The organism is Nitrospina gracilis 3/211, assembly GCF_000341545.2.
Lineage (GTDB): Bacteria > Nitrospinota > Nitrospinia > Nitrospinales > Nitrospinaceae > Nitrospina > Nitrospina gracilis.
Genome location: NZ_HG422173.1, coordinates 1,244,032 through 1,270,383 on the forward strand (window position 1 = coordinate 1,244,032; position 26,352 = coordinate 1,270,383).

Here is a 26,352-nt window from a genome sequence, read left to right on the forward strand (position 1 = left end):
GATGCCGGACGCGCGGTGGAGAAAACCTAGTCTGCGTTCCGAACCGCGCGCACGCCCCCGTTCTGGCAGAAGGACAATCGGCGTACGTTGACCAGGCCGCGTGGGAAGTACATGGAGCGGGCGCAACAATCGGTCAGTTTCGTCTCTTCCATTTCGCTGGACCAGTACCAGTACGCCGCGCCCGGTGCGAACTTTTTGTCCAGGCGCAGCGGGTTTTCCGGATCCTTGTCCCACGCCAGCACGTTTTCCTTGGTGTCGTCGTAGATGGTGGCCAGCTCCTGGATGGTGGGCATGCGCCAGTCGGCGTGGCCGCCCGTCTTGAGACTTTGCACGTATTTGAAGGCATCCTGCCAGTTGACGCAGTGGCCGAGATCGGCGTAGCTGTCCTTTTGCGTCCACATCAACCCATTGGCGTCCGTGAGGGTCCCGTCACCGTTGTCGGAGAAATGGGTTTGGGGTGGCGGGGGAGGGGGAGGCACGTAGGGGGGTGCTTCGAAGGGTTTGTCCTGAATGTAATGACTGGGATCGGCGGCGTCGGCCGAAACCAGACCCAGGGCTCCAGCAAACAGCACGGCGGCAAGAGGCCCTACCCGGCTTTTAAAGAAATCCATCCGCTTCAGCCCTATTGATTTTACAGGTTCCATGCAACACCCTCTTCAATTCATCCTCCCGGATTGTATATCATACGGAAGGAATGCAAATGGAAATTCTATTGCCAAACCCATTTTTACGGGATGAACGTACGCCATGGCCAAATATAAAGTCTGCAAAACCAGCGACCTGGCTGAGGGCCAGGGCAACAAATACGAAGTGAACGGACAGGACATCGCCGTTTATCATGTGGATGGCAAATTCTGGGCGACCGCGGATTTCTGTCCCCACCGGGGCGGGTCGCTGGGATACGGCAGGCTGGACGGCAAAACCGTCATCTGCCCCAGCCACGGGTGGCAGTTCGATATCACTACCGGCGAATGCCTGAACAACGTGAGCGGGGAAGTGAATACGTTCGAGGTGTCGGTGGAAGGCGACGAGGTTTACGTGGAGTTGCCGTGAGTTTCTAGCCGTCGACGCGTCTCAACGTGTGGATGGGCTTGTTGCGGAGCACATCGACACTGCTCAGGATGCCCGTGATGGTGGTCAGCATGAACGCCGCAAGGAACGACCATCCCAGCGGCCCCATCCGGAAGTGCCAGTCGGATTTGACGATGTATTCCATCACCGCCCACGACGTGCCGATGGACAGGAGAACCCCCACCGCCGCCGCGACCACACCCAGCGTGCCGTATTCGTAACCCAGGATCGCCGCCACCATGCGCCGCCTCGCGCCCAGCGTTTTTAAAATGGCGGCTTCTTTCAGGCGGCGGAACTTGGTGGAGGCGACCGCGCCGGACAGGATGAACAGGCCGGAGGCGATGGCGAATGCGGACATGAAGTCCACCAGCGTCAGCAGTTTGTTGACCACGTTTTCGATGCTCTCCACGATGTCGCGCGTGCCCAGTGCGGTGACGTTTGGCAGAGCGTCGACCACGGCCTGTTGCAGTTGCAATTCCATTCTACGCGGAACGTACACCGTGCTGACAAATGTCACCGGAGCGCCTTCCAGCGCCCCCGGAGAAAACACCATGTAGAAATTGGTGCGCATGTTGCGCCAGTCCACGCGGCGGATGTTGTGCACCGTGGCGGAAACGTGAATCCCCTGGATGTCCATCACCAGCTCGGAGCCGATGTGGGCATCCAGCCGCCGGGCCGCGTCTTCCTCCAGCGACACCAGCGCCTGCTTCCCCTCCTCCGGAGTCCACCACTCGCCCTTGATCACCTCGTTTCCGTCGGGTGGTGCATCCACGCGGTAGGTCAGTACGAACTCGCGGTTGATGAACCATTCCTCCGCGTGGCGGTTTTTGTAATCCCACTGATCGGAGCGGTTTCCATCGATGCTGAACAGGCGCGAACGCACGAGCGGGGTCGTTTCCTGTCTGGCCTCCGCACCGAAGGAATCGATGATCCGTTTGTACACATCCACCTGGTTTTTCTGGATGTCGATGAAGAAATAGTTCGGTGGCTTGTTCTCGGTGTTCTTGTTGAGCATGGCGATCATGTCCATCTGGATGAGATGGATGGACAGCACCAGCATGATGCCCATGCCTAGCGCGGTGATGATCGACACCGCCTGGTTGTTCGGCCGGTACAGGTTGGCCAGACCGTAACGCCGCGTCATGAGCGGCGATGGCGGCATTTTCCGGATCGCTTTAAGAAACAAAATCGCCACACCTGCGAGCAGAAGCGTAGAGACAGCGAGGATCGAAAGGAACACGAGGCCGCGCTTGATGGATTCCGCCTGCCAGAATACGATCGCCACCAGCCCCAGCGAAAACAGGATTCCCATGGTCCAGCGTTGCCGGCGCGAGCCGCGCGAAAGTTCTTCCTCCTCGGCAATGTGGCGGAACAGGCGCAGAGGACGCGTCCGCACCGCGCGGATGAGCGGCCACACGGTGAACAGCATGGTTGTCAGTAAACCCAGCAGAAGCGACTGCACTGCGGGCTCCCAGTGAAAGCCGGGGTTCACCTGCAGGTTCAGCAGATCGGACATTTTCTCCGGCAGGCTGTATTGCAACGCGTAGCCGATTCCGACGCCGGTCAGGCTTCCCGTCAGGCCCAGCAGCAGCGCCTGGATGAGGTACACGTAAAGCACCGTGCGCGAGGTCGCGCCAAGGCAGTTGAGGATGGCGATGGTGTCCATCTTCTGCGCCATGAAGGTGCGGATGATCATGGCCACGCCGATGCCGCCCATGAGGAGCGCGATGACACCGACGGAGCCAAGGTACTTGCTCATGCGGTCGATGGCGCCGGTCAGCGACGACTCCATGTCCTTGTAGGTGCGGATGGACGCGGCCTTGTCCTGGAGTCCGCGCTCCAGCAGGGCGACGCCTTTTTCCAGTGGGAAACTTTCAGGCAAATGAACGAGGGTCTTGTTCTTCACGCGGCTTCCCGGCGCGATGAGCTTCGCCTGCTCCAGCGTTGTGTTCGATACCATGACACGCGGACCGATGCTGAAGGCGCGGGAGATGCGATCGGGTTCGCCCTCGATCACCGCTGTAATGCGGGCCGTCACTTCGCCCAGTTGGAACCGGTCCCCGACCTTGAGATTGGATTTCACCAGGAAATTCGGCTCGACCAGCGCGCCGTGGTCGGCGAGCAATTCCGAGAGCGGCCCAGACGGATTGGTGACGAGCGTGCCGTAGAACGGGTAGAACGGCGGAGTGGCCGGAACCGATTTCAACTCGACCAGCAGGTTCGCCTGGTGGCCCGCACGCTTGGGATCGGGAAACCGCGTCATGGCGTGCAGTTCCTTAATGAATAGAAATTCGGTGCCCGGAGGCAAAGCTTCCTTTTGATAGGCGCGGTCTTCGGGGCTCTGCGGCCAACTGCTTTTGATCTCGATGTCGGCGGCGAGCAGGGCTTTCGATTCGCGCTGGATGGCCTGTTCGAGGATGTTGGAAAAACTCTTGATCGTCATGATGGCGCCGACGCCGATGGCGAGGCAGATGACGAAGAAGACGAAGCGTTTGCCCGCGCCGCGGCTCTCCGCCAGCGCCAGCCGCAACAACTGCGAAAACGACAACTGCGGCGATTTCATGACTGTTTCCAGTTGGAATTGAGTACGTCGTCGACGATGTTGCCGTCGCCCATGGTGAGCGTGCGCTGGGTGCGCGCCGCGATGTGCGCTTCGTGCGTGACGAGTATGATGGTGGCGCGTTTCACGCGGTGGAGCTCCGTGATCAGGTCCATGATCCTGTCGCTGTTTTTGGAGTCGAGGTTGCCCGTGGGTTCGTCGGCGAGCACGATGTCCGGCTCGTTGACGAAGGCGCGCGCCAGCGACAGGCGCTGCTGTTCACCACCGGACAACTGCGACGGGTAATGGTGCAGGCGTTCACCCAGGCCAACCACGCCCAGAATGTCTTTCGATTTCTTGTGCGCGCCGGACGCGCCGTTGAGCTCGGCGGACAGCAAAACGTTCTCCACGGCCGTGAGCGTGGGGATCAGGTGGAAGTTTTGAAAAACGAAACCGAAGCGTTCGCCGCGCAGAACGGCCAGTTCATCTTCGTTCAGTTTCGTGATATCCTTCCCGTCCACGATGATGGACCCGCTAGTCGGGCTGTCGAGCCCCGCGATGAGGCTCAGGAGAGTCGTCTTGCCGCTTCCGGAAGGCCCGGTGATGGCGACGAATTGCCCGTCCGGCACCGTCAGGTCGATGCCCGTCAGGATGTCCACCCGGTGTCCGCCGCCATAAAGGGATTTCGTGAGGTTTTGGATTTCGATCATCAGTTACCGCGGGTCTGCTTGGAATTGGCGTATGATTCATTGTTACAAAGTCGGGCGCGCATTTACAAAATTTTTTTGCGCGGCCCTCTGGTTTTTCACCCTCACAGGAGCTGGTCCCTTGTCAGATAAACCCGTTATTCTCGCATTTGGGGACAGCCTCACCTTTGGCTACCAGGTGCCGCCGGAAAAGAGCTATCCCTCGCGCCTGCAACGGGTTCTGAAAGCCAAGGGCTACCCGCACAGGGTGATCAACGCCGGGGTCAGTGGCGACACCACGGCGGGCGGCGCGTCGCGCATCGACTGGCTCCTGCGCCACGATCCCCAGATCGTGATCATCGAGCTGGGCGCGAACGACGGCCTGCGCGGTCTGCCTGTGGACGAGATGCAAAAAAACCTTTCCTATATTATAGAGGCCTGCCAGAAACATGGCGCGAAGGTCCTGCTGGCGGGGATGAAGATCACGCCCAACCTTGGACGTGAGTACACAGAGTCGTTCGAGCAGGTGTTTCACGACGTGGCGGAGAAATACGACGTGCCGCTGATTCCGTTTTTTCTGGAAGGCGTGGCCGGCGTGCAGGAACTCACCCAGGCCGACGGCCTGCACCCCCTGGAGAAAGGCTACGCCAAAATCACCATCACCGTGTGGAAGTACCTGGAGCCGCTGTTGGATGACGACGAAGATGACGATGACAAGGATGACGATGACGACGATGAGGAATAGGAACGAATCGTCAGCCGATCTTTTCCAAGTAGCGTTTCAATGCGTCCAGCGCTTTACCCGATTTTAAAATTTCGATGGCTTGATGGTGTGCGTCGGCGACGTTGCGGCTGTGGCCGGAGAGGTGGGGCAGGGTCGCGGCGTGGTGCGCGATCAATGGCGCGGCGGGGCCGGTTCCATCCTTCAACGCCTGTTCGCCGAGCTTCGCGATTTCGGCTTTGGTCGCGGGTTGGTCTTTGAGTGCGGTGAACGAGTATTTGATCGACTGCACGGTTCCGGCGTCGTACAGCGATTCGTAATCCAGTTTCATCTCGGCGAGAGAATCCACGCCCATCTGCATGAACACCTTCGCCTGTTTGTGCACGCCGTACAGCGTGCTCCCTTCCATGCCGTTGCCGATGAGCACGCGGTCGAATCCGGAAATCTTCGCCACCTCGATCATCGCCGTCTCGTACCCCGGATGAAAGTAATTGGAGGCGAGGAACGTGTGCTGTGCCTTCAAGGGCATGAGCATTTTTTCCAGGGTCGCCAGCGTGGTGCGCTTCACCACTTCTTCGCGCAATTGACGGAGCCCTTCGAGTTTCGGGTGGCATTGCTCCGTGCCGAGATAACCGAAGCCGAATTCTTCAATGAGCCGGGCGCGTTCTTCCAGCGTCGTGTTCTGGCGTGCGCCGTAGTGGTGGATCAGTAAATCCTCATAGGTGACGCCGTGCTTCGGTGCAGTGGGAAGTGCGGAGAGACCGAACGCGGGCAGGCCCATCTGCGCCAGCACCGGCGGGATGTAAAACCCGAACTGCGGCGCGCGGACGAATCCGTCGAACGCATCGGCGATCTGCAGAAGCCGGTCCAGTTTCACTTCCCGCTTGAGCGTGGTCTTGTCGAGCGCGCGGTAGAATCCGCGGGTCTCGGACAGGGACTCGATCTTCATGCGCGAGGCGATGAGGAATACCGCCGCCCGTGCTTCCGACACCGCGTGGTCGAGTACAAGGCCCAATCCGTCTTCCGCTTCTTCTTCGGTCAGGTCCTTCGACATGCGCGGTCCGGTGGCGATTTTCTCCAGGTAGGCGCGCATGCGCTCGCCCGCTTCATCCGAGCGGGGCGACTGGCGGCTTTTCATCCAATCCTGATTCTGGTTCATCGGCGCATTTTGCAGTATGATGAATGGTTATCTATACGAGGATTATATGCCCGATACGGAAATAGCGAAACAGGCGATTGCGTCCGGCCCGGTGGTGCGTCCGGTGAGCGTCCTGCTCATCTACCCCAGCACGACCGACGTGGCGCTGGCGAACCTGGGTTTTCAGCGCGTGTACGGTCTCCTGAACCGTCTGAATGGCGTGGTGTGCGACCGCTACAGCCTGCCCGACGACTGGACGCCGATGACGCAGGCGTTGAAACCGGAAGCCACGCGTTCGCACGACGCCGGACGCATGCCCATGGACTTCGACCTGATCGCGTTTTCGATTTCGTTCGAGCCGGATTACCTGAACGCCGTGGCGATCCTCGATTACTTCGGCATCCCGCTCGACCGCCGTGAGCGCGGCTCGAAGTATCCCCTCATCGTTGCGGGGGGGTCGGCGTTGTTCATCAACCCGGAACCGCTGGCGGACATTTTCGATGTCGGCTTCATCGGCGAAGCCGAGGGCATGATCGAGCCGTTCTTCGATCTGTACACGCAGACCGACTGGCGCGATCCGCGCGAACTGTTGGAAGAAGCCGCGCGCCTGCCGGGTATTTACATACCGCAGTTTTACACGCCGGAATACACCGATGACGTGCAGACGGCGCTCACACCGGAAGCCGGTGTGCCTGAACGCATTCCCCGTCACTGGGTTGCCGAAGGCGATGCCGCGCTCTGCACGCATTCGGAGTTGCACGGCGAGACCACGGCCTTCCGCGACATGGCGTTGATGGAAGTGACGCGTGGGTGCATCTGGGCGTGCCGCTTCTGCACGGCGGGGTTCATCTACCGCCCGCCGCGCGAGCCGGATCTCGACCAGACTTACGAGTCTTTGGAACGCGCTTTGGCGGCGCAGAACCAGAACGCCTCGACCATCGGCCTTGTCGGGCCGTCGGTGACGGATCACCCGCAACTGCTGTCCCTGGCGCGGCGCATCGTGGCCGAGGGCAAAATGCTGTCGTTTTCGTCGCTCCGCATGGAGACGCTCACCGACGAGCTGGTGGACCTGATTTTGCAGAGCGGACAGAAAACGGTGACGGTGGCGGTGGATGCGCCGTCCGAGCGCATGCGCGACGTCATCAACAAGTCCGCGTCCGACGATTTTGTCATCGACAAATGCCGTTTCCTCACGAAAAAAGGCGTCCTGCATCTCAAGATTTATTCCATCATCGGCCTGCCCGCGGAAGAAGACGAAGACATCGACCGGTTCATTGAACTCGTGAAGAATGTGCAGAAGGTGTATGTCGAGGAATGCAGTCGGCGCGGCAACATCGGCACCGTGACCATCGGTGTGAGTCCCCTGGTGCCGAAGCCGGGCACGCCGTTCCAGTGGCATCCGATGGAGGCCGTGTCCTCGCTCAAAAAGAAATTCCAGAAACTGCGGAAGGCGTTGGGGCCTTTGCCCAACCTGCACCTCAGTTTCGGTTCGCCCAATGAGGCGTACCTGCAAACCTACCTGTCGCGCGGCGACCGGCGGGCGTTGAGTTTCTTCGAGGCGTTTCTGAAGAACGGCCGCGACGAGAAGCGCGCGTTGCAGGGCGCCGTGCCGCACCCGGACCGGTTCACCTACCGCCAGTACCAGCGGGATGACTTTCTGCCGTGGGACATCGTGGACCACGGTTACTTTCCCAAGTTTCTATGGCAGGATTACCAGCGCGGCCTGCGCGCCAAGCACACGCCCGTGTGCGACACCGCGACCTGCAAAATCTGCGGCATCTGTTGAGGGTTCCCATGCAGGAGGCCGGCCCGGACTGGAGCAGGATGGAGAAACTGCCGCCGGGGTGCGGATTCTTCGACATCAACGAACTCTGGTATTTCCCCAACCGCTGGGCTGTGAAAGCGCTGTATCCCCTGCCTGTCACCGCCAACCACATCACGATCCTGGCCCTGGTTTGCGGTTTGATCTCCGCCGCTTTTTATTTTTCCGAAAGCGAGTATGCGCTGATCTGGGGCGCGCTGTTTCTGTATGGGAAGTTGTTCTGCGACAACGTTGACGGAAACCTGGCGCGCCTGCGCGGGGAGGAGTCGCGGCTGGGGCGCTTTCTCGACTCGTTTTCCGATTTCGTGGTGACGGTGCTGGTGTATGCGGGCGTCAGCTGGCAGGTGGCGCGCGAGGCAGAGCATCCCGGCTGGATCTGGACGCTGGGCCTGCTTGCGCTCATCAGCGCGCTGCTCCACTGCAGTTACTGGGTTTACTACTACGTGAGCTACACCGACCTCGTCGGCAGCTACGAAAAGAACCGCACTGACGAATCCATCACGGAAGAAGAACGCCGCAAGTATGAAATGGAAGAAGGCGGCGTGTTGATATACGGCCTGCAACGTTTTCACAATGCCGCTTACGGGTGGCAGGATGCATTGATTAAAACACTCGATCGAACCAGCCGCAAATTCGCCCGTGTTCCCGACAGTCAGAAAGGGGATGAACGGTGGTACGGCGACGCCTATTTTCTAGTAGGAATGGGGCCTATGTGTATATGTACAAATACCATGGCTCTAATCGGATTTTCGCTGATTGACCAACTGTCTCTATTCCTTCATCTTGTACTGTACTTGGGAAACGCTTATTGGGTGGGTTTGCATGTCTGGAAAATTATACGTTTCAAAACCTCTGAGTCGGGATAGGCCGCAAGGGGCAGGGGGTTGCGGGGTAATACCCTTTTTTTGGGTAGCCCGCGTTCGAAACATTTTCCTTCTATTGCTTTTATGCTCCACCCTGGCGTGCACCTACCGGGAACCGGAAGTGTATGCGGATATCGAGAACGTGCGTGCCAAACCCGGCACCCACCTCATGGCGGTGGCGGTCAAATACCTGAAGTGGCAATGGCCGAATGGACTGATCGGTTTTCCCAATCCCGGAGTTCCCAAAGTACTGAAACAGGAAGCCCGCATTTACCTGGTCGATGCACACCATTCGGACGATCTGACCAAGATCACAGTTTCCTTTGATCCCAGGAAGTACTCCAACATCGCGCCCCTGATTCTTGGTTGGGAGGAAGATGTTCTGTATTTCGGGGTTTTCGATCCCACCGCGAGCGCCAAAGAGAACTCACCCATTCAATACTACAAATGGAGTAATGAGCAAGGTCTCCAGGAAATTGCAACGGTGCCTATGCAACTCGCCTACCAACCCAATATCGGTCCTATTCCGGATGGCGTGTTTGTGCGCTACAGCAAGGGACACGATACCGTGGACGTGCAGACGGAGCGGCATCCGGATTGGATCCGCAACGCTTTCCAGGTGGACCCTGTCACCGGGGAACTGCAACCCAGAGAAGGCTGACCCCCACTGGTTCTAAAAAAATTACCCCGCCTTTGGTTTTTAATGCAAACGTATGAAGTGGTTTTTTGTTGCGGGAGTTTGCCCTTCGCCCGATTCCATTCCACAAAGTTGTGGATGGAGAAGAGGGGGAGAGAGATGAATCCTAAAGGAGATTTATCAATGGGGGAGGGTGAAGAATAATTGAAACAGAAAAGGGAGGGCCCGTGGCCTCGAAGGGGGAGAGGCCACGGGCGCCACAGGCCTATGGAACTTGAGAATCGGTCTTGATTCGGCCTGTGTGGAATAAAGTGACTTCCGGAGATTCCGAAGTCCAGCTCTGGGTTTTCACAGTACCACGGAATTCAGGGTTGCTGTTGTTCCAGTTGCTGATGCAGAATTTGCCGCCCTTCGGGCACTTCCGGTAGGAACAACCTTCATCAATTTCCCCGTCTCCGTCATTGTCAATACGGTCACAGATTTCACGCGCCCCCGGATAGGAGCTGGCGTTCCTGTCATTGAAATCTGCAGTGACGGCATATCCGTCGCCATCCAGGTCCGGACAGATTTCAACGCTGCCCAGCAGGGTTTTCTGCGACGGCCGAACTTCGACGGCATTCAACGAGCGAAAGGTTCGTCCATTGCGCTCGAAGACGAGGTTATGTGTACCCTCAGGGACGAATAACAGCGTGAATGTACCGTTGTGGGGGAGTTTTGTAGATACCGATACACCAGGAATATGAACAATCGTCCCTTGAGGGTTGAATTTACCTGAACAACTGACCACCTTGCCTTCAATCTGACCCGAGTTGCTGTGGTTGCTCATTGCGGTGAACTGCACAGACACTTCGGAAGCGGCGGCCGGTCCTGCCAAAAAGCCAAGCAGGGCAACAGTCATTAAAATGTTTTTATTTTTCCATTCATGGGATTTCCCCTCCTGAGAAGAGAAAATAATTTTCTGCTTCTGATTGTGATTTTTTATTTTTTCAAACGTACGCCAACTCTGTTGTACACAAGATAAAATGATCAGACTTAAGTGGGTATCGTTCTGATAAGGATTTTGAGGTTTGCGGTCTTGCGACCCTGTGTCGTAGAACTATGACACAGGGTCGGAGGGTGTATATAAATTATTGTAAATTAAGGGGAAGGACTTATATGAGGTTGTTCTTGATGGCGTAGTGAATGAGTTCGGCGTTCGATTTCATTTCCATTTTTTCGAGGATGCGGTGGCGGTGTGTGCTGACGGTGGTGATGCCGACCGACAGCTCGTCCGCGATTTCCTTGAGTTTTTTTCCGGCCGCAATCATGCAGAAAATCTGGAATTCGCGGTCGGAAAGGCGCTGGTGGGGTTGTTCTTCCACGTGCTGCCCCATTTCCTGAATCATTTTTTCGGCCAGTTCCGGACTCACGTACTTTTTCCCTGAATTCACTTTCCGGATCGCTTCCACCATTTGTGCCGGTGCGCTTCCTTTATTGAGGTACCCGGAGGCCCCCGCGCGGATGAAACGCATTCCGTAATGCTCCTCCGGGAAAATGCTCAGGATGAGGATCGGCAGTTTGGGTGCCAGCGCTTTGAGTTCCACCATCACATCCCATCCGGTTTTCTCCGGCATCTCGATGTCCATCAAAACCACATCGGGCCCGAGCTGTTTGACCAGGTCGATCACCTCCTGCCCGGTGGAAGCCTGGCCGATGATTTCGATATCAGGAGTTTTGGAGATGACTTTTTCGATGCCGTGCCGCACGATTTCATGATCGTCGGCGACGATGACGGAAATTTTTGAATTCTGTTGACGGGTCATTTGCTGTTTGCCGGAAGTTTGACTGTGACAGTGGTTCCTTTTCCAGGCGCTCCGTGAAAACGGACCTTGCCCTGCCACACCAGAGCGCGTTCACGGATTCCCAGAAGTCCCAAAGACTGCGGCCGGTGGATCTGGTGTTTGCGGATGCCGATGCCGTTGTCCTGCACTTCCATCACTATGTGACGGTTTTCCTGTTTCAGGCTGACCGACACCCGGCTGGCCTGAGCATGGCGCACGATGTTGGTCAGTGTTTCCTGAAAAATACGGAACAGGGCAGTGCTCCGTTCCGCATCCAGCTTGACGTGTTGGTCTATGCCTTGCAAGTCAAATTCGATGTTCGTCCGTTTTTGTATTTCCTGGGTCTGCCATTTCATGGCTTCCGGCAGACCGAATACATCGAGAAGACGTGGCCGCAGTTCGGTACTGATACGCTGGACCGCGGCGATGGTCTGGTCGATCAGCCGCGTCATGGTGTCGGAGGATTGCTTGTGTTCGGGGTTGTCCGGATCAAGTTCGTCCTGCAGGCAGGTGATTTCCATTTTTAGGGCGGTCAGGGTTTGTCCCAGTTCGTCGTGCACTGCGCGGGCGATGCGGGTCTGTTCCTCTTCCCGTATGGCCTGCAGGCGGTGGGTCAGTTGCCTCAACTGTCCACGCGAGTGGGTGATTTCCTCCACCATCGGATTGCTGAGCCGCCAGAACAGCACGATGCTGGCCCCGATGACGCCCGCGCCCACGGTCACTGCCAGCAGTCCGGTTTTGTAAAAAGGTTCGCGAATCTCCGCAAGGTCGATTTTCGCCACCAGCGCCAGGTGCAAATGTTCGATGGGTTCGTAGGCTGCGAGGGTGGTGACGTTGCGGTAGTCGGGGCCGACCATGAATCCTGCCTGCCCTTTCAGCGCACGGCGGATGGGTTCGCCCAGCGGCGAATCAAAGGGAATCGAGTCCGGGATCATCAGGCTGGAATGGCGGTGGCTGAGCAGGAACTTGATCTGGTCACTCACGCGCTTGGCCAGGATAAACTCGCCGGTGTCGCCAAATCCCTTGAACTGTTTGTGGGCTTCAATGAATTGGCTGAGCGTTGCCGCCTCGGTGCCTTCGGGATAGTTGTGGCTGTACACGCTGTCGAACCGCGCCACCGCTTCCATCAATCGTGCCTGGCTTTGCGCGGTTTCGATGAGGCGGGCTTTTTCTTCCTCAAATGCAGTGCGGTACAACAGAAAGATGGCCAGAAACACCACGACAAAGGCGGCGCCTGTCATGATCAGTATCAATACCAGCCGTTGTCTCTGGGTGTCGCGCATTTCAACATCCCTCTTCATGCGGGTGCGCTGAAGGAAAAGTTTCCACAGCATCACCCGCCGAAGGGAATTGTATCACGGCAAACAAAAGAAGGAACCGCAACCAGAAAGGAAGGGGGCAAAAAGAAAATCGCTGAATGCTTGCTCCGGGCCACGCCAGGACCGCTTGTTCCCGCCCCGTGTGAGTCAGTTCATGCGGACGTCCCAGTTGACTTTGGAGAAGCTTCGCGAGCGTTGCACGATTTCCAGCTTCAGGTTGATCTGGGTTTTGATCAGGTCGAGACGTTTGAGCACGTCCAGTTCTTCGAGGAAGGCCTGCTTCTGGTCGAGGGCGGAATCGAACATGTAAGCAACGCGGTCCACCGCCTCGCCCAACGTTTCGCAGTTGGTGAGATCCAGTTCCACCTTGTGTGCGTTCTTGCGTGGCAGGTGTTCGATGAATTTCCGGTATAGGGTGGTGAGTTCGTCCAGTTGCGGGGGTGCTTTATCGAGGAGAAAATCGTTGGTGCAGGCCAGCGGCTCCACTTCGGCCTCTCGGTACAGAGAGTCTCCCACCTCGCTCACGATTCGGAAACGAGAGCGGCCATTGAGCACGATGTCGTAACGGCCGTCGTCGTACTGAAACCATTTTTCGAGGTTGCCCATGCACCCGATCTGCTTGATGGCCGGCCGGGCAAAATACTCTTCTTCATATCCAGGTTCCAGCAGCACCATGCCGATCCACTGGTCGTTGTCGATGGAGTTCTGGACCATTTTGCGGTACCGGGGCTCAAAGATGTGGAGTGGCAGGTACGTTTTTGGATAGAACACCGAAGTCGGAAGAGGGAACAGAGAAATGCGTTTGGGCGCCGTGTCGCCGGAATGGGAATCGGTCATGAATTGCCTTCAGTCTTCCATCAGGTCCGCGTTGTGGGTTTCCAGAGCATCGATCCGCGAGATCTGGATGTTGTATTCGAGAGAGGAAGTGACGCCGGTACCGCGGTACATGCCGGAGGTGGGAGCGGTGAGGGAGGGCTTGCAGGCGGAAGCCAGCGCCACATGCCGGTCCGCCACCGCGAGGCCGTGCGTCGGATCGTATCCGCGCCAGCCGCCGCCGGGCAAATAGACCTCCGCCCAGGCATGCAATTCGTGCTGGTCGAATCCGTCGTCCTCGCCGAAAAAGTACCCGCTGGTGTAACGAGTCGCCAGCCCCAGCACCCGGCAGATGTCCATGAACAGCACCGTCAAATCCCGGCAGGCGCCTTCGCGCGTTTTCAGCAGGTCCGACGGATGCAACGGCTCACCCTGTTCGCGCAGGACGCGGTTAAAATTTTCATGGAGGTACTGGTTGAGGCTGGTGAGAAAGGAAGTCGTGTTGGTGCCGAACTCCTTAAGCAGGGCGTTTGCAAATTCGTGTACGTCATCGCTGGAATACTCGCGCGTGATGTAGGGGTCGAGCGCATTGCCGTAACCGGCTCCGTATTTTACAGGCAGACTGAGCGTCTGGGTGTCGGTGAGGATGAAGTCGAACGGATTCTTCCGCGTCGTCTCCACCTCGGACACGGCCCGAAGGGACAGGCGGTCCAGAAGGCCCGTCGACCAGATGGAGGCGGAGGAATTTCCTTCCAGGTCCACCGATTCCGTCATGCCTTTGGGCGCGGGTTCTATATCCAGGGAATGTTTGTGGAGAGTCTGCCAGCAGTCGGAACGCGGACGCAGTCGGATGGTCATCGGCTCGATGTACGCGCGGTCGGAATAAATATAACGAATGGCGTGCTCGATACGAAACAGCATAAGGAAAACCTCTGAAAAGTCAGGAAGGCGAAGAAGGTTTGTTGAACAGCGCTTCCACCCAGTCTGAGGGAAGGGCCTGGAGCGAGCGTTGGATCTGGTTCTTCCACCATTGAGATACCTGGCGAAGGTCCCGTTCCTTGTAACTGTACTCCAGCATGGTTTTGGTCTCCGCCTGGTAAACCACCACGTCCAAAGGAAAGCCGACGTCCGTGGCGCTCTGCCGGGTGGCGTCGAACGCCAGCGCGCCGATTTTGAGCGCCATCTTGAGATCGGTGTCGTAACGCAGCGCCCGGTCGCAGATGGGCTTGCCGTACGCCGAATTCCCGATGATATGATAGGGAGTCCCCTGCCCGATTTCAACCCAATTGGCTTGCGGGTAGATCATGTAAAGTTTCGGCTCCGCGTCCCGTTCCAGTTGGCCTCCCACCAGGGCATGCAGATTGAAGGTGAGGCTGCTTTCCTCCAGCGCCTTCTTGTCTTCGTCCGACACTTTTCGCACCTGCGAGGCCAGCCGGTTGACCGCCTTGTACAGCTTGTCGAAATTTTCCTGTTCCTCCTCCAGCACCTCGTCGAAATAGGTGATGACCTTGTCGCGTGCCGAGCGCAGGCCGGAGGACATGACGAACATGGGTTTCCCGCCGGGGCGGTGGATAGACAGCTTGCGTGCGCGGATCTGTTCGGTGCCGGAAGTCAGGCGTGAGTCGGCGATGCCCACCAGCCCCTCGGCGACCTTGATCCCGATGCAGAAAGTCATGCCTGTCGCGCTCCTCTTTCGAATTGCGGGGGTTCCAGCGAGAAAAACGTGCGGCCGATTTCCTGTGTGATTTGAATGAGGTCTGCCTGGAAATCGTCCAGGTATTCGTGCAGGCCGTGGGAGAAAATTTCCGCGACGGTGGTGTAGTTGATACGGGAGCGAAGGCGGCCGAGCGTTTGTTCCGCGTTATTGCGGTAAGTGCCGGGCGGCGAGCCGGTGATCTTCGACAGCGCCTCTTCAGCTTCGTTGAGGCAGAAATGAATCGAGCGGGGGAATTCCCGGTTAAGAATCAAAAAATCCACGACGTTGTCCGGTGAAATGTGTTTGTACTGTTTCCGGTACATTTCGAGGCCGCTGGTTGATTTGAGCAGGACCGCCCACTGGGTGTCGTCCACGGGCGTTCCAATATACTCCAGCTTGGGAAGCAGGATGAAATATTTCACGTCGAGGATACGCGATGTTTTGTCGGCGCGCTCCAGCATGCCCCCCAGGTGCGCGAAATTCCACGCCTCACCGTGCGTCATGGTCGAGTCCATGACGCCGTTGAAAAGGTGGCTTGCGGTCATCACTTCGTAAAAGAAGTCGAAAGGATTGGACAGCGCGTTGCCGTTGGATTCCTCCATGCGCACGAGCAGGTAAAACTGGTTGATCTGTTCCCACATTTCGGACGAAATGACCTCGCGGATGCTGCGCGCGTTTTCGCGGGCGGCGGTGATGCAGGAGATGATCGAGTTCGGATAATTTCGGTCGAAGGTATGAAACCGCATCACGTTTTCGCGCGTGGGCTCGCCGTAGGTTTCGTAAAAATATTTCTCGTCGCCGGTGATGTTGATCAGCGGCTTCCAGTGGTTGTGCTGATCCAGCAACAGCGGAAGGTCAAGGATCATCTGAAGGTTGACGTCGATGAACCGCGCGACGTTCTCGGCGCGCTCGAGGTACGTGCTCATCCAGTATAGAGAATCGGCGACGCGGCTCAGCATGGTTTTACTCCAAGGTTTTCGACAAACAATGCGCCCATAGAAGCCTCATTCATTTTGCGAATCGTACAGCACCCAGGTGTCTTTACTGCCGCCGCCCTGCGACGAGTTGACGACCAGCGAGTTTTTCTTGAGCGCCACGCGGGTCAACCCGCCGGGAATGACCTCGATGTCCTTGCCGTAAAGCACGAACGGACGCAGGTCCACGTGGCGGCCTTCATAACGGTTCTTTACCAGGATCGGCGAGCGTGACAACTGGATCACCGGCTGGCCGATGTAGTTGCGCGGGTTCGCCTTGATCTTGTCCTCGAACAGCTTGCGTTCACGGTAGGTGGATGCGGGCCCGATGAGCATGCCGTAACCGCCGGAGGCGTTGGTTTCCTTGACCACCATGTCCTTCAAGTTGTCGATGATGTGACTGCGCTCCTTCGGGTTTTCCGCCAGGTACGTCGGCACGTTGGGCAGAATGCAGTCTTCGTTCATGTAGTAGCGGATGATCTTCGGAACGTAGCGGTACACCGCCTTGTCATCCGCCACGCCCGTGCCGGGTGCGTTGATCAACGCCACGTGGCCTTTCATGTACACCTCCATCAGGCCGGGGCAACCGAGCAGGGAATCGGAGCGGAACACCTTCGGGTCCAGAAAGTCGTCGTCGATCCGGCGGTAAATGGCATCCACACGCTGGAATCCCCTTGTCGTTTTCATGTACACGAAACCGTCGGAGACGACGAGATCGCTTCCCTGCACCAGTTCGATGCCCATCTGCCGGGCCAGGAACGAATGTTCGAAGTAGGCCGAGTTGTGGATGCCCGGCGTGAGGATAACGCGGCAAGGATCGCGCACCGATTCGGGCACGAGGTGATCCATCACCTGCAACAGCAGGTTCGGGTAGGCGTCCACCGGGCGCACGCGCATGGCGCTGAAGATGCCGGGAAAAGTTTGCTTGAGCACCTGCCGGTTGCCGAGCACGTACGACACGCCGGAAGGACAGCGCAGGTTGTCTTCCAGAACATAAAACTGCCCGTCGCGGTCACGCACCAGGTCGGTGCCGGTGATGTGTGCCCAGATGCCTTTCGGCGGATGCAGGCCGATGCATTCCTTGCGGTAAGGTTCCGAGGAAAGAATCAGTTCCTTCGGCACCACCCCGTCCTTCAGGATTTTCTGGTCGGAATAAATATCCTTGATGAATTCGTTGAGCGCGAAGATGCGTTGCTTGACGCCGCGCTCTATGTAATCCCAATCCTTTGCGCTGATGGTGCGGGGAATGATGTCGAACGGAAATATCTTTTCCACACCCTGTTCGGCGCCGTATACGTTGAAGGTGATGCCGAGGTTGAGCAGGATGGTTTCTGCGGCCCGCTGGCGTCGCTGGAGGTCGCCTTTTTCCAGATTGTGGAGGAGGTCGACCAGGGATTCCACGCCCGGCCGGGCGTGGCCCGGGGTCTCGAAGATTTCGTCGTAAAATGGGCCGGGATCGTAGTCTTTAAAGTTCATAGAAGTAAGGTAAGGGTAACACAGGGTTCACGACTATAAAAAGCGGCCTGGAGGGCGAAAAGGTTGAATCCAGGCAAAATGGCCCCATTCCCGTATCCATTTAGAACCTTTCGGGCAAACCGGGCATCTTTATAAATGATAGCCGCAATCGGTCAATCTTTCATCTATCATATATAAGAGATCATGATCGCAGGTCCTTCAGCCCTATGCACCGATATTGAAAACGCCCTGATGGCGTCTGGAGTGTATTCCCCTAAATCGGACGACCCCGCCAACACCTGGCGCATCTCCCCTCAACCGTTTTATCTTCCGGCAAAGGATGTCGCCTTCTTTGAAAATCTGGGCGGGCACCTGCTCCGGTTTTACACCGCACTCAACCGCCTGTACCTGGACAGCGCCAAGGGCAAGATGCCCGGATGGATCGCCGAATACCTGGACGCCGGAAAGCCTTCGGAGCTGATCGATCTCGCCCGCATGAACCGCTTCAAAGGAAAATTGCCCGGCATCATCCGCCCCGATGTCATGGTCCTCGACGACGGCTTTGCCGTCACCGAACTCGACTCCGTGCCCGGCGGCTTTGGCGTCACCACACAATTGATGTCGTTGTATAGCCGGGAAGACATTGTCGGTGCGAAGGCGGGTGGCATTCCGGAATTGTTCTACCGCATGCTGGAGTCGGTGACCGGGGTGGACGGGTGCACTGCCGCCATTGTGGTATCCGACGAGGCGGCGGATTACCTGAACGAGATGCAGTACCTGGGGCGCGTGCTGAAAGAGGCGGGACGGCCGGTCTATGTCGTCCATCCGCGCGACCTGCTCTTTAAGGAAGAAGGACTCTACGTGCAGGACGGGGAGCGCGAGGTTGCGCTGGATGTCATTTACCGCTTCTTCGAGCTGTTCGATCTGAAGAACATCCCGAAGGCCGAACTGGTGGCTTACGCGGTGAAGAAGGGGAGGGTGAAGGCGACGCCGCCCTACAAGCCGCAACTGGAAGAAAAGCTGGGTTTCGCCCTGTTTCATCATCCGGCACTGGCCACGTGGTGGGAAAAAGCGCTGGGGGATGAAACTTTTAACCTGCTTAACCATCTAATTCCAAGTACCTGGGTTCTGGATTCACGGAGCCTGCCACCCCACGGGGTCATTCCCGGCCTCACGGTGAGGGGCGATAAGGTCAATGACTGGAAGGTGTTATACGACCTCACCCAGAAGGAGCGGGAGCTGGTCATCAAGCCTTCCGGGTTCAGTCCGGATGCCTGGGGGAGCCGCGGCGTCGTGGTGGGGCATGATGTCCCCGCCGAACAGTGGCAGGAGTCGTTGCAGTCCGCATTGAACGCGTTTCCTGAGCAACCGCACATCCTTCAGGAGTTTCACAAGGGAAAGCGGTTTCGCCAATCCTTCTGGAACCACGGGGCGCAGACCGTCGAAACGATGGAATGCCGGGTGCGGTTGACGCCGTATTATTTTGTGACCGGGGAGGAAGCGCCTCTGGGCGGCATCCTCGCCACCCTGTGTCCGCAGGACAAAAAGAAAATTCATGGCATGGTGGATGCGGTCATGGTACCATGCGCCGCCGGAAAGTGAAGAAAAGTGAAAATGATTAAATTTTATAGTGTTTACGGTTGCGGTTACTGCACCATGGTGCAATCCGCACTCGAGCAGTTGGACCTCGATTACGAAACCATCATGGTCCCCGCGCCGCACCACCAGCGGCAGGAAGTCAAGGAACTGACCGGCCAGACCTTCGTTCCCGTTCTCGTCGATGGCGACGTCATCCTGCATGACGAGTACGAAATCATCCGATACCTGAAATCCACGTACTCCAACAACTCCAACTGAAATCGGAAAAGGTAGCCATGCAATCCTGGCAAAGGCAATTGAGTGACAGCGTCGTCAAGGTGGAGGATCTGCCTTTCGTCTCCGGCGACGAACAGTACCGGGAAAAATTGAAGAAGGTGGCGGAAATCTTCCCCATCCGCATCAATTCCTATTTCCTGAAACAGGTGAAAAGCGAACACGACCCGCTCTGGAAACAGGTGGTGCCCACGGTGGAAGAGCTGGACGATCTGCTGAGGTCGGAAGAAGGGCTGGATTCCGATCCTTTGAACGAGGAAAAGGACATGCCCGTGCCGGAGCTGGTGCACCGCTACCCGGACCGGGTCCTGCTGATGCTCAACAACCAGTGCCCGATCATCTGCCGCTTCTGCACGCGCAAACGCAAGATCGGGTTTCCCGGCATCGTCACCCGCGAAACGCTTCGCCAGGGCATCGAGTACATCGCCCAGCATCCGGAGATCCGCGACGTCATCATGTCCGGTGGCGACCCCCTGCTGGTTCCCGACAAGGAGCTGGAGCGCATTTTAAAAGCCCTGCGTGAAATACCGCATCTGGAAATCATCCGCATCGGCACACGCGTACCGGGTACGTTGCCCGACCGCATCACACCGGAGTTGTGCGAGATTCTGAAAAAGTACCATCCCCTCTACGCGAACCTGCATTTCAATCACCCGGACGAAATCACGCCGGAAGTGGAAGTGGCGTGCAACCGCCTGGCCGATGCGGGCCTGCCGCTCGGCGCGCAGACCGTCCTGCTGAAAGGCGTCAACGACACGGTGGAGGTGATGACGGAACTGGTGAAGAAACTCCTGCGTGTCCGTGTGAAACCGTATTACCTCTACCAGGCCGACATGACCGTCGGCACCGACCACTTCCGCACCTCGGTGGAAAAAGGGCTGGAGATCATCCGCGGCCTGCAGGGCCACACCTCCGGCATGGCGGTGCCTTACTTCGTGATCGACACGCCGGGCGGCGGCGGCAAGGTGCGCCTGCTTCCGGATTCCATCGTCGAGTTCACCGACAAAGAGGTGGTTGTTCGGAATTTCGAAGGCAAGACGTTCCGCTATCCGCAACCGTTGGAAAAACAGCCGAAACGCAAAACCCCGCAACCGGAACCGGCGGCGCCTTCCAGCAAGTTGTGCGAACTCGCCTGAAACGGCTCACTTTAAATCCCTCAAACTCCTTTTCATTCAGCACAATGCCCTTATACTGTCTGTAAGGCCCTTGTGACCCGCCCGCAGGGTTTTCGGGCTTTCGTGAACCTCAAATTTCCGGGGAATCATGAGGCGACGGAAAACACCTCAATCGAACGCTATTCATAACGAGCACGGATTCACCCTGCTGGAAGCGATCATGGTGATCATCCTGGTGGGGGTCCTGGGCGCGCTGTTCCTGCCCCGGCTTTCGTCGGACGCGATTCCCCTGAACAGCGCCACCAGCATGGTGGAGGCGGACCTCAAGTTCGCGCAGGAGCTCGCCATGGCCCGCAACCCGGCGGCGGGCAGTCCTATCGGCATCACCTTTTCCGGCGGCTCCTCCACGTATACGCTGACCGATCCGGTCGGCGCGTTCACCGCCAACCGCACGTTTCCCGGAGGCGTCACCATCACTTCAGGCGGCACCATCAACTTCAACAAGTACGGCGAGCCCCAGACCATCAGCAGCATCACGCTCACCGCGCCCGACGGCTCCAACAACTCCATCACCGTGGAAGCGTTCTCCGGGAGGGTGATCATTTCATGATGTATCGAATTTACAAGATCCGGCCGGCAAGACTGCATTCCGAAGGGGGCTTCACCCTCATGGAGATCATCATCGCCATCCTCATCGTGGGCATCGCCGTGCCGTCGATCATGATCGCGTTCTCGTCCCTGAAAGGTTCTGTCATTCCGGAGTACACCATCGAGGCGGCGGAGTTGGCGCAGTTGCAGATGGAGGCGATATCGGAGAAAACGCGCACGCAGATTCCGGCGGCGGGCAGCTACACATGTGCGGCGTTCCAGGCGACCGTCACCGAGGTGCAGTGCGCGGTTGCCGGGTTCGGCGCGTACACGTTTGCCTGGGTGGTGGCGGATGTCGATGCCAACGATCCCGACACCTCCAATCCCGGCGCCACGTTCGCCAAAAAAGTCACGCTCACGGTGACACGCGCCAACATGACGCCCGTTTCCTTTTACGCCCTGTTTGCGACGGACTGACGCCATGAACCTTCGACACACTCTTCATAACCAGCGCGGCATGACGATGGTGGAGATCATCCTCGTGATCGTGATCCTCGGCATCATGATCGCCGTGGGCGCGCAGTTCCTGTTTCAATCGGCGGAAGTGGATCAGCAGCATTCGGAACGCGTGGACCGGGTGACGCGGGCCTACGTCGCCATGGAAATCGTGGTGCGGGAGCTGCGCATCGCCGACCCGGCCTCCATCGCCATTGCGGGAAACAACTTCTCCTTCGACAAGCAGTTCGGTTACCCGCAGGACCCTGCGACGAACAACATCAATTACACCTACAGTCCGGGAGCCCAGACGCTGCAACGCAACGGCGGCGCCACCACGACCATTGCGGAAAACATGAGTGCCTTTTCCATCACCGACAACGGCGGCTGGTACACCCTCTCCATGACCTTGAGCGGACCCGTGAGCGGCAACTTCACCCTGACCTCGGCGGTGCGGCCGCGGACTTTGAGCTGATATGCGAAAACTGAAACACAGATTTCGATCTTTGGGCAACGAGCGTGGCATCGCGGCGCTGGTGATGGTGCTTCTGGGCGCCACCCTGGTGACGGCCATCGCGCTCAGTTTCCTTTCGCAGACGCAGACCAAACAGTACGGCTCCACCCTCGCTTCCACCGGGGTCAACGCCTTCATGACAGCGGAGTCCGGACTGCGTTACACGGAAAAATGCCTGCTCAACAACGATCCGGCGTGCCCCGCCGTGACCGCCAACACCGACTGGACTCTTTTGACCGTGGGCTTCACCAAGACCTTCGGTTCGGGAAACGGGCAGTTCACCATCACCTTCGCGCCGGTCGACTCCAGCACCGTGGTGGTTACTTCCGTCGGCACCTACCGCGGGGCCCAGCAGGAAGTGTCGAAGACCATCATAAATACGTCCGCGTGCAAGCTGGTGCCCAACGTCATCACCACCTGCGGAAATCCCAATATCCACGCTCAGGCGACGGTGGTGGGCAACGTGGAGACCGGTTACTGCCCCGCAACCCCTCTGGTGGATCCGATCACGCTTCCTCCCAATCCGGCCGGGTGCCCGAACCTCTCGTATCCCCCGTTTCTGGGGGTGGGGTTTGCGGCTCCCTACCAGTACTGTTCCTGGACCCAGCTCCTGGGCAACGTCATCATCAACGGACCGCTCACGGTGTATATCGCCGAAAAAATGGAACTGGAATTGTTTGCTCAAATCACCATCAATGGCGACGTGACCATCGTAACGGGCAATGATATCACTCTTGTGGATAATGCCTCGATCACCGTGAACGGCACCCTGACCATCCATACGGACGAGAAATTGAAATTGGAGGACCAGGCGTCTATCAATGTTCCCAGCGGCGACCCCGCCCGGGTGCTGGTTCTGGCGGGCAACCACGTTGAATTCCATGATGACAGCGTCTTTGTGGGAGGGGTGATCACCAACAACCATATAAAACTCCGGAATGACGCTGTTTTCACAGGGGCCGCCATTGCGGATGACGGCAGGTTGGATAAAAACACCACTGCCACCCATGGTTCCACAGCGGGTGTGAACTCCCCGATGTACAACCAGTGCCTCCCCTGATGGCGGCCGCCAATGCCTGCGTGCCCGCACCCGAAAATCCCCCCCCAATTTTGTGAATTTTGTAAAGTATTGAAAAAAATAGTATTAGGCGAAGCGCGGTGTTTGGGTTAAAATGGAGTATCGCAGTAAGCCAGTTTTAAGCCTTTGAAACGGCTTGAATTTCCCTTTTTTTGAGGCGGCGGGATGAAATTTCCCTCTCTTCCCAAACTCACACAGCTTCCTTCCATTCCTATTGGCAAATCGGCCGTGGGGCTGGACATCGGGACGCATTCGATCAAGATCGTCGAACTCAATGCCCGGGTGGGGGGGTGGTCCATCGGCAACTACGGCCACCAGGTGATCCCGAAGTCCATTGCCGAAAGCGAGGGCAACCTGGAGATGATCGGCGAACTCATCCGCCTGCTGTGCGCCCGCAACAACATCAAAAGCAAGCGCGTGTTCCTGACCATCGGCAGTTACAACGTGCTGATCCGGAAACTGCAGATCCCGAAGATGCCGGAAAACGAGGTGGTGGAGGCGATCAAGTGGGACGCCCGCGAGGCGATGATGTTTCCGCCGGAAGAAGCGGTGCTGGATTACCACGTGCTGGGCGAGACCACGCAGGAAGGCCTGCCTTTCGACGAGGTGCTCGCGGTCATCGCACCGAGGGAGGAAATGGAACGGCTGGCTTCCATTGCCTGGCATGCCGGGTTGAAGGTGGAGGGCATCCTGCCGCACCCGATCGCTCTCGAGGAATACGACAACGTCTGGGTGGAGGACACGCACAAGGAAGGGTTCACCACCTGTTTTGTGGACATGGGCGCCCAGCGCACGCGCGTGTATTTTGTGACCGGCGTCGAAGTCCTGTTCTCCCGTGAAATCCCCAATGGAGGAACCACGGTCACGCAGGCGCTGGCCGGTGAATACGTGACCGAGAGCGGACGCGTGGTGAAGGTCGATGAAAAGCGGGCCGAGGAGATCAAGCTTCGCTACGGCCTTCCCCTTGAGGGCAGCGATGAAGAGACCCACGACCGTATTCCGGCCAGCGAGATCCGGGGCCGGGTCCTGCCTGTCATCGAAAGGCAGGTGGAGGAGATCGAACGGTCCATCGAATCGTTCATGAACTCGTATATCATGACGACGGTGGAGCGGGTGGTGTTCACCGGAGGCGGGGCGGGACTCAAGGGACTGCTGGATCACGTTCACGAGCGGCTGGACCTCACGGTGACCGCTTACAATCCCCTGGCCCAGCTGGAGATTTCCAGCAGGCTGAAACGGGAAGGGGATGCCGAGGATTTCGGCTACAGCATGGTGGCCGCCGCCGGCTGCGCCGCGGACCAGTGCGAACACGTCAACCTGTATCCCGAACACCTGCGCCAGACGCTTTCCAAGCGTGTGCAGGAGATGACCCGGTTCGCTCCCGTGGCCCTGCTCCTCATTTTACTCGCCTCCATCAGTTTGTTCCTGCGTATCGACAACTATGAAAAAGAGCAATTCCTGTCGCTGGAAACGCGTCACTTGAATGAGTTGCGTCAGCGCTTCGTGGCGCTGGACGTGCCGAAACGCAAACTGGAAAACCTGAAAGAGGTGAAGGAACTGTTGCAGGCCCAGCTGGACCAGTTACCCAAAAAGGAAATAACGCCGATCGATCTGCCGCAGGTACTGAACGACATCGCCCGCCGGGTGTCCTGGAACATGGCTTTGGAGCAGGTCACTTTCAGCGAGTACGGTAAGAACGGAAAAGAGACGGAAAACGGCGAAACCGCGGAAATGGAAACGCGGGTGGTGCAGAAGGGCTGGGGTTTCCTGGTGCGGGGCACCATCTTCGGAAACCGCCGGAGGGTACTCCAGTCGCTGGAAGAATTCTTGAAGGAACTCAAGTCGGAGCCCCAGTTTTCGGATGTCAAGCTGCTGGAATCGCAGGTGTCCGACAAGGACAAGTACACGCGCAAGGGGCTTGATTTCACCCTGTTCATAAAAACGGTGTCCTCCGAAAACCCCCTTCCGGAAAAGAAAATATGAAATCCCTGGAACCCAACTGGTTGGACAAACTGACGAGACGCGAATTCGCGTTCCTCGTGATCACGATGCTGGTGGTGATCGGGGTCGGGTATTACCAGTTTGAGTTTTCTCCCCTCATGAAAAAGCGGGAGCGTCTGGCGACTAAGACCCAGGAAGTCCAGAATAATCTGGAAAGCTTCAAGCTGGTGCTGAACCGGTCTTCGGCGCAAAAGCTCACAAGGGAGATCCAGCGGACCGAGGTGGAAATCAAATCCCTCCGCCATGAAATTTCAGACATCAAGTCCAGCATGACCGAAAATGTGGAGGATATCGTCCAGGCCCTGGGCAGGCAGGCCAGGACCAACCGCGCCGAAATGCTGCGCTTCAACTCCCATGAATCCCGGGTGGAATTCAAGGGCGGCAATTTCCGGGCGGTGACGCTGACGCTGGCCATAAAGAGCCATTACCGGGGCGTGGGGCGGTTTGTGAAATCGCTGGAGAGCATCCCGGCGGTGTTGTCGATCAAAGAACTCCGGATCCTCCGCACGCGGGAGACCCACCCGCTGGTGGAGTCCGAACTGATCATCCAACTTCTGGTTTCGTGAGGCAGCCGTGAACCTCAAGCGCATCGGAAAGCGAACTGTTTTGCTGATGGGAGTCTTTCTGGCATCCACCCTGGTCTGGCCTCCGGTCTCGGCCTGGGCGGTGCGGGATAGCGACTCGTATCATGGCAACCCGTTTGCCCTGCCGTCGGGGGTGTATTACAAGGCGCGAAAAGGTGAGGGGGTGGAGCCTCCGCCGAAAAAGAAGGAAGAGGTCAAGGCTCCCGAACTGCCGCCGCTCACCCTGCAGGCCGTGGTGTGGGGCGGGCCCCGTCCCGTTGCGGTGATCAACAATGAAAATTTTCTGGTGGGCGACACCCTGTTCGGCCACGAAATCGTCGATATCGGCCGCGATGAAGTGGTGCTGATGGGCAATAAAAAGACCCAGACTCTGCGGCTCGATCCCGTTCCTTTAAAAGTGGAACGCACCCTTCCCTGACCCCCCGCCAACCCTTCCTGCGGGGCAGTTTTTGGCAAGTCGTTGAAAAATCATTAAAAAAGTTGTTTTTTTTGCTGGCGCCCGGGCTTGTTCTGGTGTAATATTTATAGATAAATTTCAACAAATTTAAATA

Annotated in this window: 27 protein-coding genes; 15 read left to right on the forward strand and 12 right to left on the reverse strand. The window is 57.7% G+C overall.

Translation table 11 applies throughout. The annotated features are described in order from the left end of the window. Positions 1-26 precede the first annotated feature (26 nt). Complete coding sequence (locus tag TX82_RS15110; protein ID WP_005008102.1) at positions 27-644, reverse strand: Lcl C-terminal domain-containing protein; 618 nt, start codon at positions 642-644, stop codon at positions 27-29. Between the two features lie 103 nt (positions 645-747). On the opposite strand from TX82_RS15110, the gene TX82_RS05965 reads away from it, so the two are divergent. Further along, positions 748-1,053, forward strand: a complete 306-nt coding sequence (locus TX82_RS05965; protein WP_005008106.1) for a Rieske (2Fe-2S) protein — start codon at positions 748-750, stop codon at positions 1,051-1,053. A gap of 4 nt (positions 1,054-1,057) precedes the next feature. On the opposite strand, the gene TX82_RS05970 is transcribed toward TX82_RS05965, so the two are convergent. Both TX82_RS05970 and TX82_RS05975 read right to left on the reverse strand, forming a co-directional pair. After that, positions 1,058-3,634 carry an ABC transporter permease gene (locus TX82_RS05970; RefSeq protein ID WP_005008108.1) on the reverse strand — a complete coding sequence of 859 codons (2,577 nt, stop codon included), beginning with the start codon at positions 3,632-3,634 and terminating at the stop codon, positions 1,058-1,060. Then, complete coding sequence (locus tag TX82_RS05975) at positions 3,631-4,320, reverse strand: ABC transporter ATP-binding protein (RefSeq protein ID WP_005008111.1); 690 nt, start codon at positions 4,318-4,320, stop codon at positions 3,631-3,633. The genes TX82_RS05970 and TX82_RS05975 overlap by 4 nt, the downstream gene beginning before the upstream one ends. Positions 4,321-4,438: 118 nt before the next feature. On the opposite strand from TX82_RS05975, the gene TX82_RS05980 reads away from it, so the two are divergent. Further along, on the forward strand, positions 4,439-5,041 hold the full coding sequence (locus TX82_RS05980) for an arylesterase (protein ID WP_005008116.1): 603 nt from the start codon (positions 4,439-4,441) through the stop codon (positions 5,039-5,041). 10 nt (positions 5,042-5,051) lie between these two features. On the opposite strand, the gene TX82_RS05985 is transcribed toward TX82_RS05980, so the two are convergent. After that, positions 5,052-6,176 (reverse strand): putative Glycosyl transferase family, helical bundle domain protein, encoded by a 1,125-nt coding sequence (locus tag TX82_RS05985; protein WP_005008118.1) that lies wholly within the window; start codon positions 6,174-6,176, stop codon positions 5,052-5,054. A 46-nt stretch (positions 6,177-6,222) separates the two neighbouring features. Here TX82_RS05985 and TX82_RS05990 point away from each other — a divergent pair, with 46 nt between their 5' ends. The 3 genes from TX82_RS05990 (at position 6,223) to TX82_RS06000 (ending at position 9,501) form a co-directional block, all read left to right on the forward strand. Continuing rightward, the gene (locus TX82_RS05990; RefSeq protein WP_005008124.1) at positions 6,223-7,941 is read left to right on the forward strand and encodes a radical SAM protein; all 1,719 of its coding nucleotides are present in this window, start codon (positions 6,223-6,225) and stop codon (positions 7,939-7,941) included. A gap of 8 nt (positions 7,942-7,949) precedes the next feature. Further along, entirely contained in the window at positions 7,950-8,843 is an 894-nt protein-coding gene (locus TX82_RS05995; RefSeq protein ID WP_042250661.1) for a CDP-alcohol phosphatidyltransferase family protein, read from the forward strand. 73 nt (positions 8,844-8,916) lie between these two features. Next, positions 8,917-9,501, forward strand: a complete 585-nt coding sequence (locus TX82_RS06000) for a hypothetical protein (RefSeq protein WP_005008128.1) — start codon at positions 8,917-8,919, stop codon at positions 9,499-9,501. A 241-nt stretch (positions 9,502-9,742) separates the two neighbouring features. Here the strand turns inward: TX82_RS06000 and TX82_RS06005 are convergent, their stop codons facing one another. The 8 genes from TX82_RS06005 to TX82_RS06040 all read right to left on the reverse strand — a co-directional run bounded on the left by TX82_RS06005 (position 9,743) and on the right by TX82_RS06040 (position 17,575). After that, a complete protein-coding gene (locus TX82_RS06005) occupies positions 9,743-10,375 on the reverse strand; it encodes a putative metal-binding motif-containing protein (protein WP_005008130.1) in 633 nt (210 codons plus the stop codon). Between the two features lie 253 nt (positions 10,376-10,628). Next, positions 10,629-11,279 (reverse strand): response regulator, encoded by a 651-nt coding sequence (locus tag TX82_RS06010; RefSeq protein ID WP_005008132.1) that lies wholly within the window; start codon positions 11,277-11,279, stop codon positions 10,629-10,631. Further along, the gene (locus TX82_RS15115; RefSeq protein WP_187291919.1) at positions 11,276-12,580 is read right to left on the reverse strand and encodes a sensor histidine kinase; all 1,305 of its coding nucleotides are present in this window, start codon (positions 12,578-12,580) and stop codon (positions 11,276-11,278) included. The genes TX82_RS06010 and TX82_RS15115 overlap by 4 nt, the downstream gene beginning before the upstream one ends. A 183-nt stretch (positions 12,581-12,763) precedes the next feature. After that, positions 12,764-13,453: an LON peptidase substrate-binding domain-containing protein gene (locus tag TX82_RS06020; protein WP_005008136.1), complete on the reverse strand. Its 690-nt coding sequence runs from the start codon at positions 13,451-13,453 to the stop codon at positions 12,764-12,766. A gap of 9 nt (positions 13,454-13,462) precedes the next feature. Next, the gene (locus TX82_RS06025; RefSeq protein WP_005008138.1) at positions 13,463-14,350 is read right to left on the reverse strand and encodes a transglutaminase family protein; all 888 of its coding nucleotides are present in this window, start codon (positions 14,348-14,350) and stop codon (positions 13,463-13,465) included. 19 nt (positions 14,351-14,369) lie between these two features. After that, positions 14,370-15,104 carry a proteasome-type protease gene (locus TX82_RS06030; RefSeq protein ID WP_005008140.1) on the reverse strand — a complete coding sequence of 245 codons (735 nt, stop codon included), beginning with the start codon at positions 15,102-15,104 and terminating at the stop codon, positions 14,370-14,372. Next, positions 15,101-16,084 carry an alpha-E domain-containing protein gene (locus TX82_RS06035; RefSeq protein ID WP_005008142.1) on the reverse strand — a complete coding sequence of 328 codons (984 nt, stop codon included), beginning with the start codon at positions 16,082-16,084 and terminating at the stop codon, positions 15,101-15,103. The genes TX82_RS06030 and TX82_RS06035 overlap by 4 nt, the downstream gene beginning before the upstream one ends. Positions 16,085-16,129: 45 nt before the next feature. Beyond that, on the reverse strand, positions 16,130-17,575 hold the full coding sequence (locus TX82_RS06040) for a circularly permuted type 2 ATP-grasp protein (RefSeq protein WP_005008144.1): 1,446 nt from the start codon (positions 17,573-17,575) through the stop codon (positions 16,130-16,132). 183 nt (positions 17,576-17,758) lie between these two features. Here TX82_RS06040 and TX82_RS06045 point away from each other — a divergent pair, with 183 nt between their 5' ends. From TX82_RS06045 to TX82_RS06090, 10 genes are all read left to right on the forward strand, one after another. Next, entirely contained in the window at positions 17,759-19,156 is a 1,398-nt protein-coding gene (locus tag TX82_RS06045; RefSeq protein ID WP_005008146.1) for a hypothetical protein, read from the forward strand. A gap of 12 nt (positions 19,157-19,168) precedes the next feature. Then, entirely contained in the window at positions 19,169-19,411 is a 243-nt protein-coding gene (locus tag TX82_RS06050) for a glutaredoxin family protein (RefSeq protein WP_005008148.1), read from the forward strand. A 17-nt stretch (positions 19,412-19,428) separates the two neighbouring features. Further along, positions 19,429-20,562, forward strand: coding sequence for a KamA family radical SAM protein (locus TX82_RS06055; protein WP_005008150.1), 1,134 nt, complete (start codon positions 19,429-19,431; stop codon positions 20,560-20,562). Positions 20,563-20,689: 127 nt separating this feature from the next. Then, positions 20,690-21,151, forward strand: a complete 462-nt coding sequence (locus TX82_RS06060) for a type II secretion system protein (RefSeq protein WP_005008153.1) — start codon at positions 20,690-20,692, stop codon at positions 21,149-21,151. Beyond that, the gene (locus tag TX82_RS06065; protein WP_005008154.1) at positions 21,148-21,606 is read left to right on the forward strand and encodes a prepilin-type N-terminal cleavage/methylation domain-containing protein; all 459 of its coding nucleotides are present in this window, start codon (positions 21,148-21,150) and stop codon (positions 21,604-21,606) included. The genes TX82_RS06060 and TX82_RS06065 overlap by 4 nt, the downstream gene beginning before the upstream one ends. 4 nt (positions 21,607-21,610) lie before the next feature. Next, positions 21,611-22,099, forward strand: a complete 489-nt coding sequence (locus TX82_RS06070) for a prepilin-type N-terminal cleavage/methylation domain-containing protein (protein ID WP_005008155.1) — start codon at positions 21,611-21,613, stop codon at positions 22,097-22,099. A 1-nt stretch (position 22,100) separates the two neighbouring features. Beyond that, on the forward strand, positions 22,101-23,198 hold the full coding sequence (locus TX82_RS06075) for a DUF7305 domain-containing protein (RefSeq protein ID WP_005008158.1): 1,098 nt from the start codon (positions 22,101-22,103) through the stop codon (positions 23,196-23,198). Positions 23,199-23,381: 183 nt separating this feature from the next. Then, the gene (gene pilM, locus TX82_RS06080; RefSeq protein ID WP_005008159.1) at positions 23,382-25,199 is read left to right on the forward strand and encodes a type IV pilus assembly protein PilM; all 1,818 of its coding nucleotides are present in this window, start codon (positions 23,382-23,384) and stop codon (positions 25,197-25,199) included. Continuing rightward, positions 25,196-25,783, forward strand: a complete 588-nt coding sequence (locus tag TX82_RS06085; RefSeq protein ID WP_005008160.1) for a hypothetical protein — start codon at positions 25,196-25,198, stop codon at positions 25,781-25,783. The genes pilM and TX82_RS06085 overlap by 4 nt, the downstream gene beginning before the upstream one ends. Before the next feature lie 7 nt (positions 25,784-25,790). Then, positions 25,791-26,219 (forward strand): hypothetical protein, encoded by a 429-nt coding sequence (locus TX82_RS06090; protein WP_005008161.1) that lies wholly within the window; start codon positions 25,791-25,793, stop codon positions 26,217-26,219. Positions 26,220-26,352 lie beyond the last annotated feature (133 nt).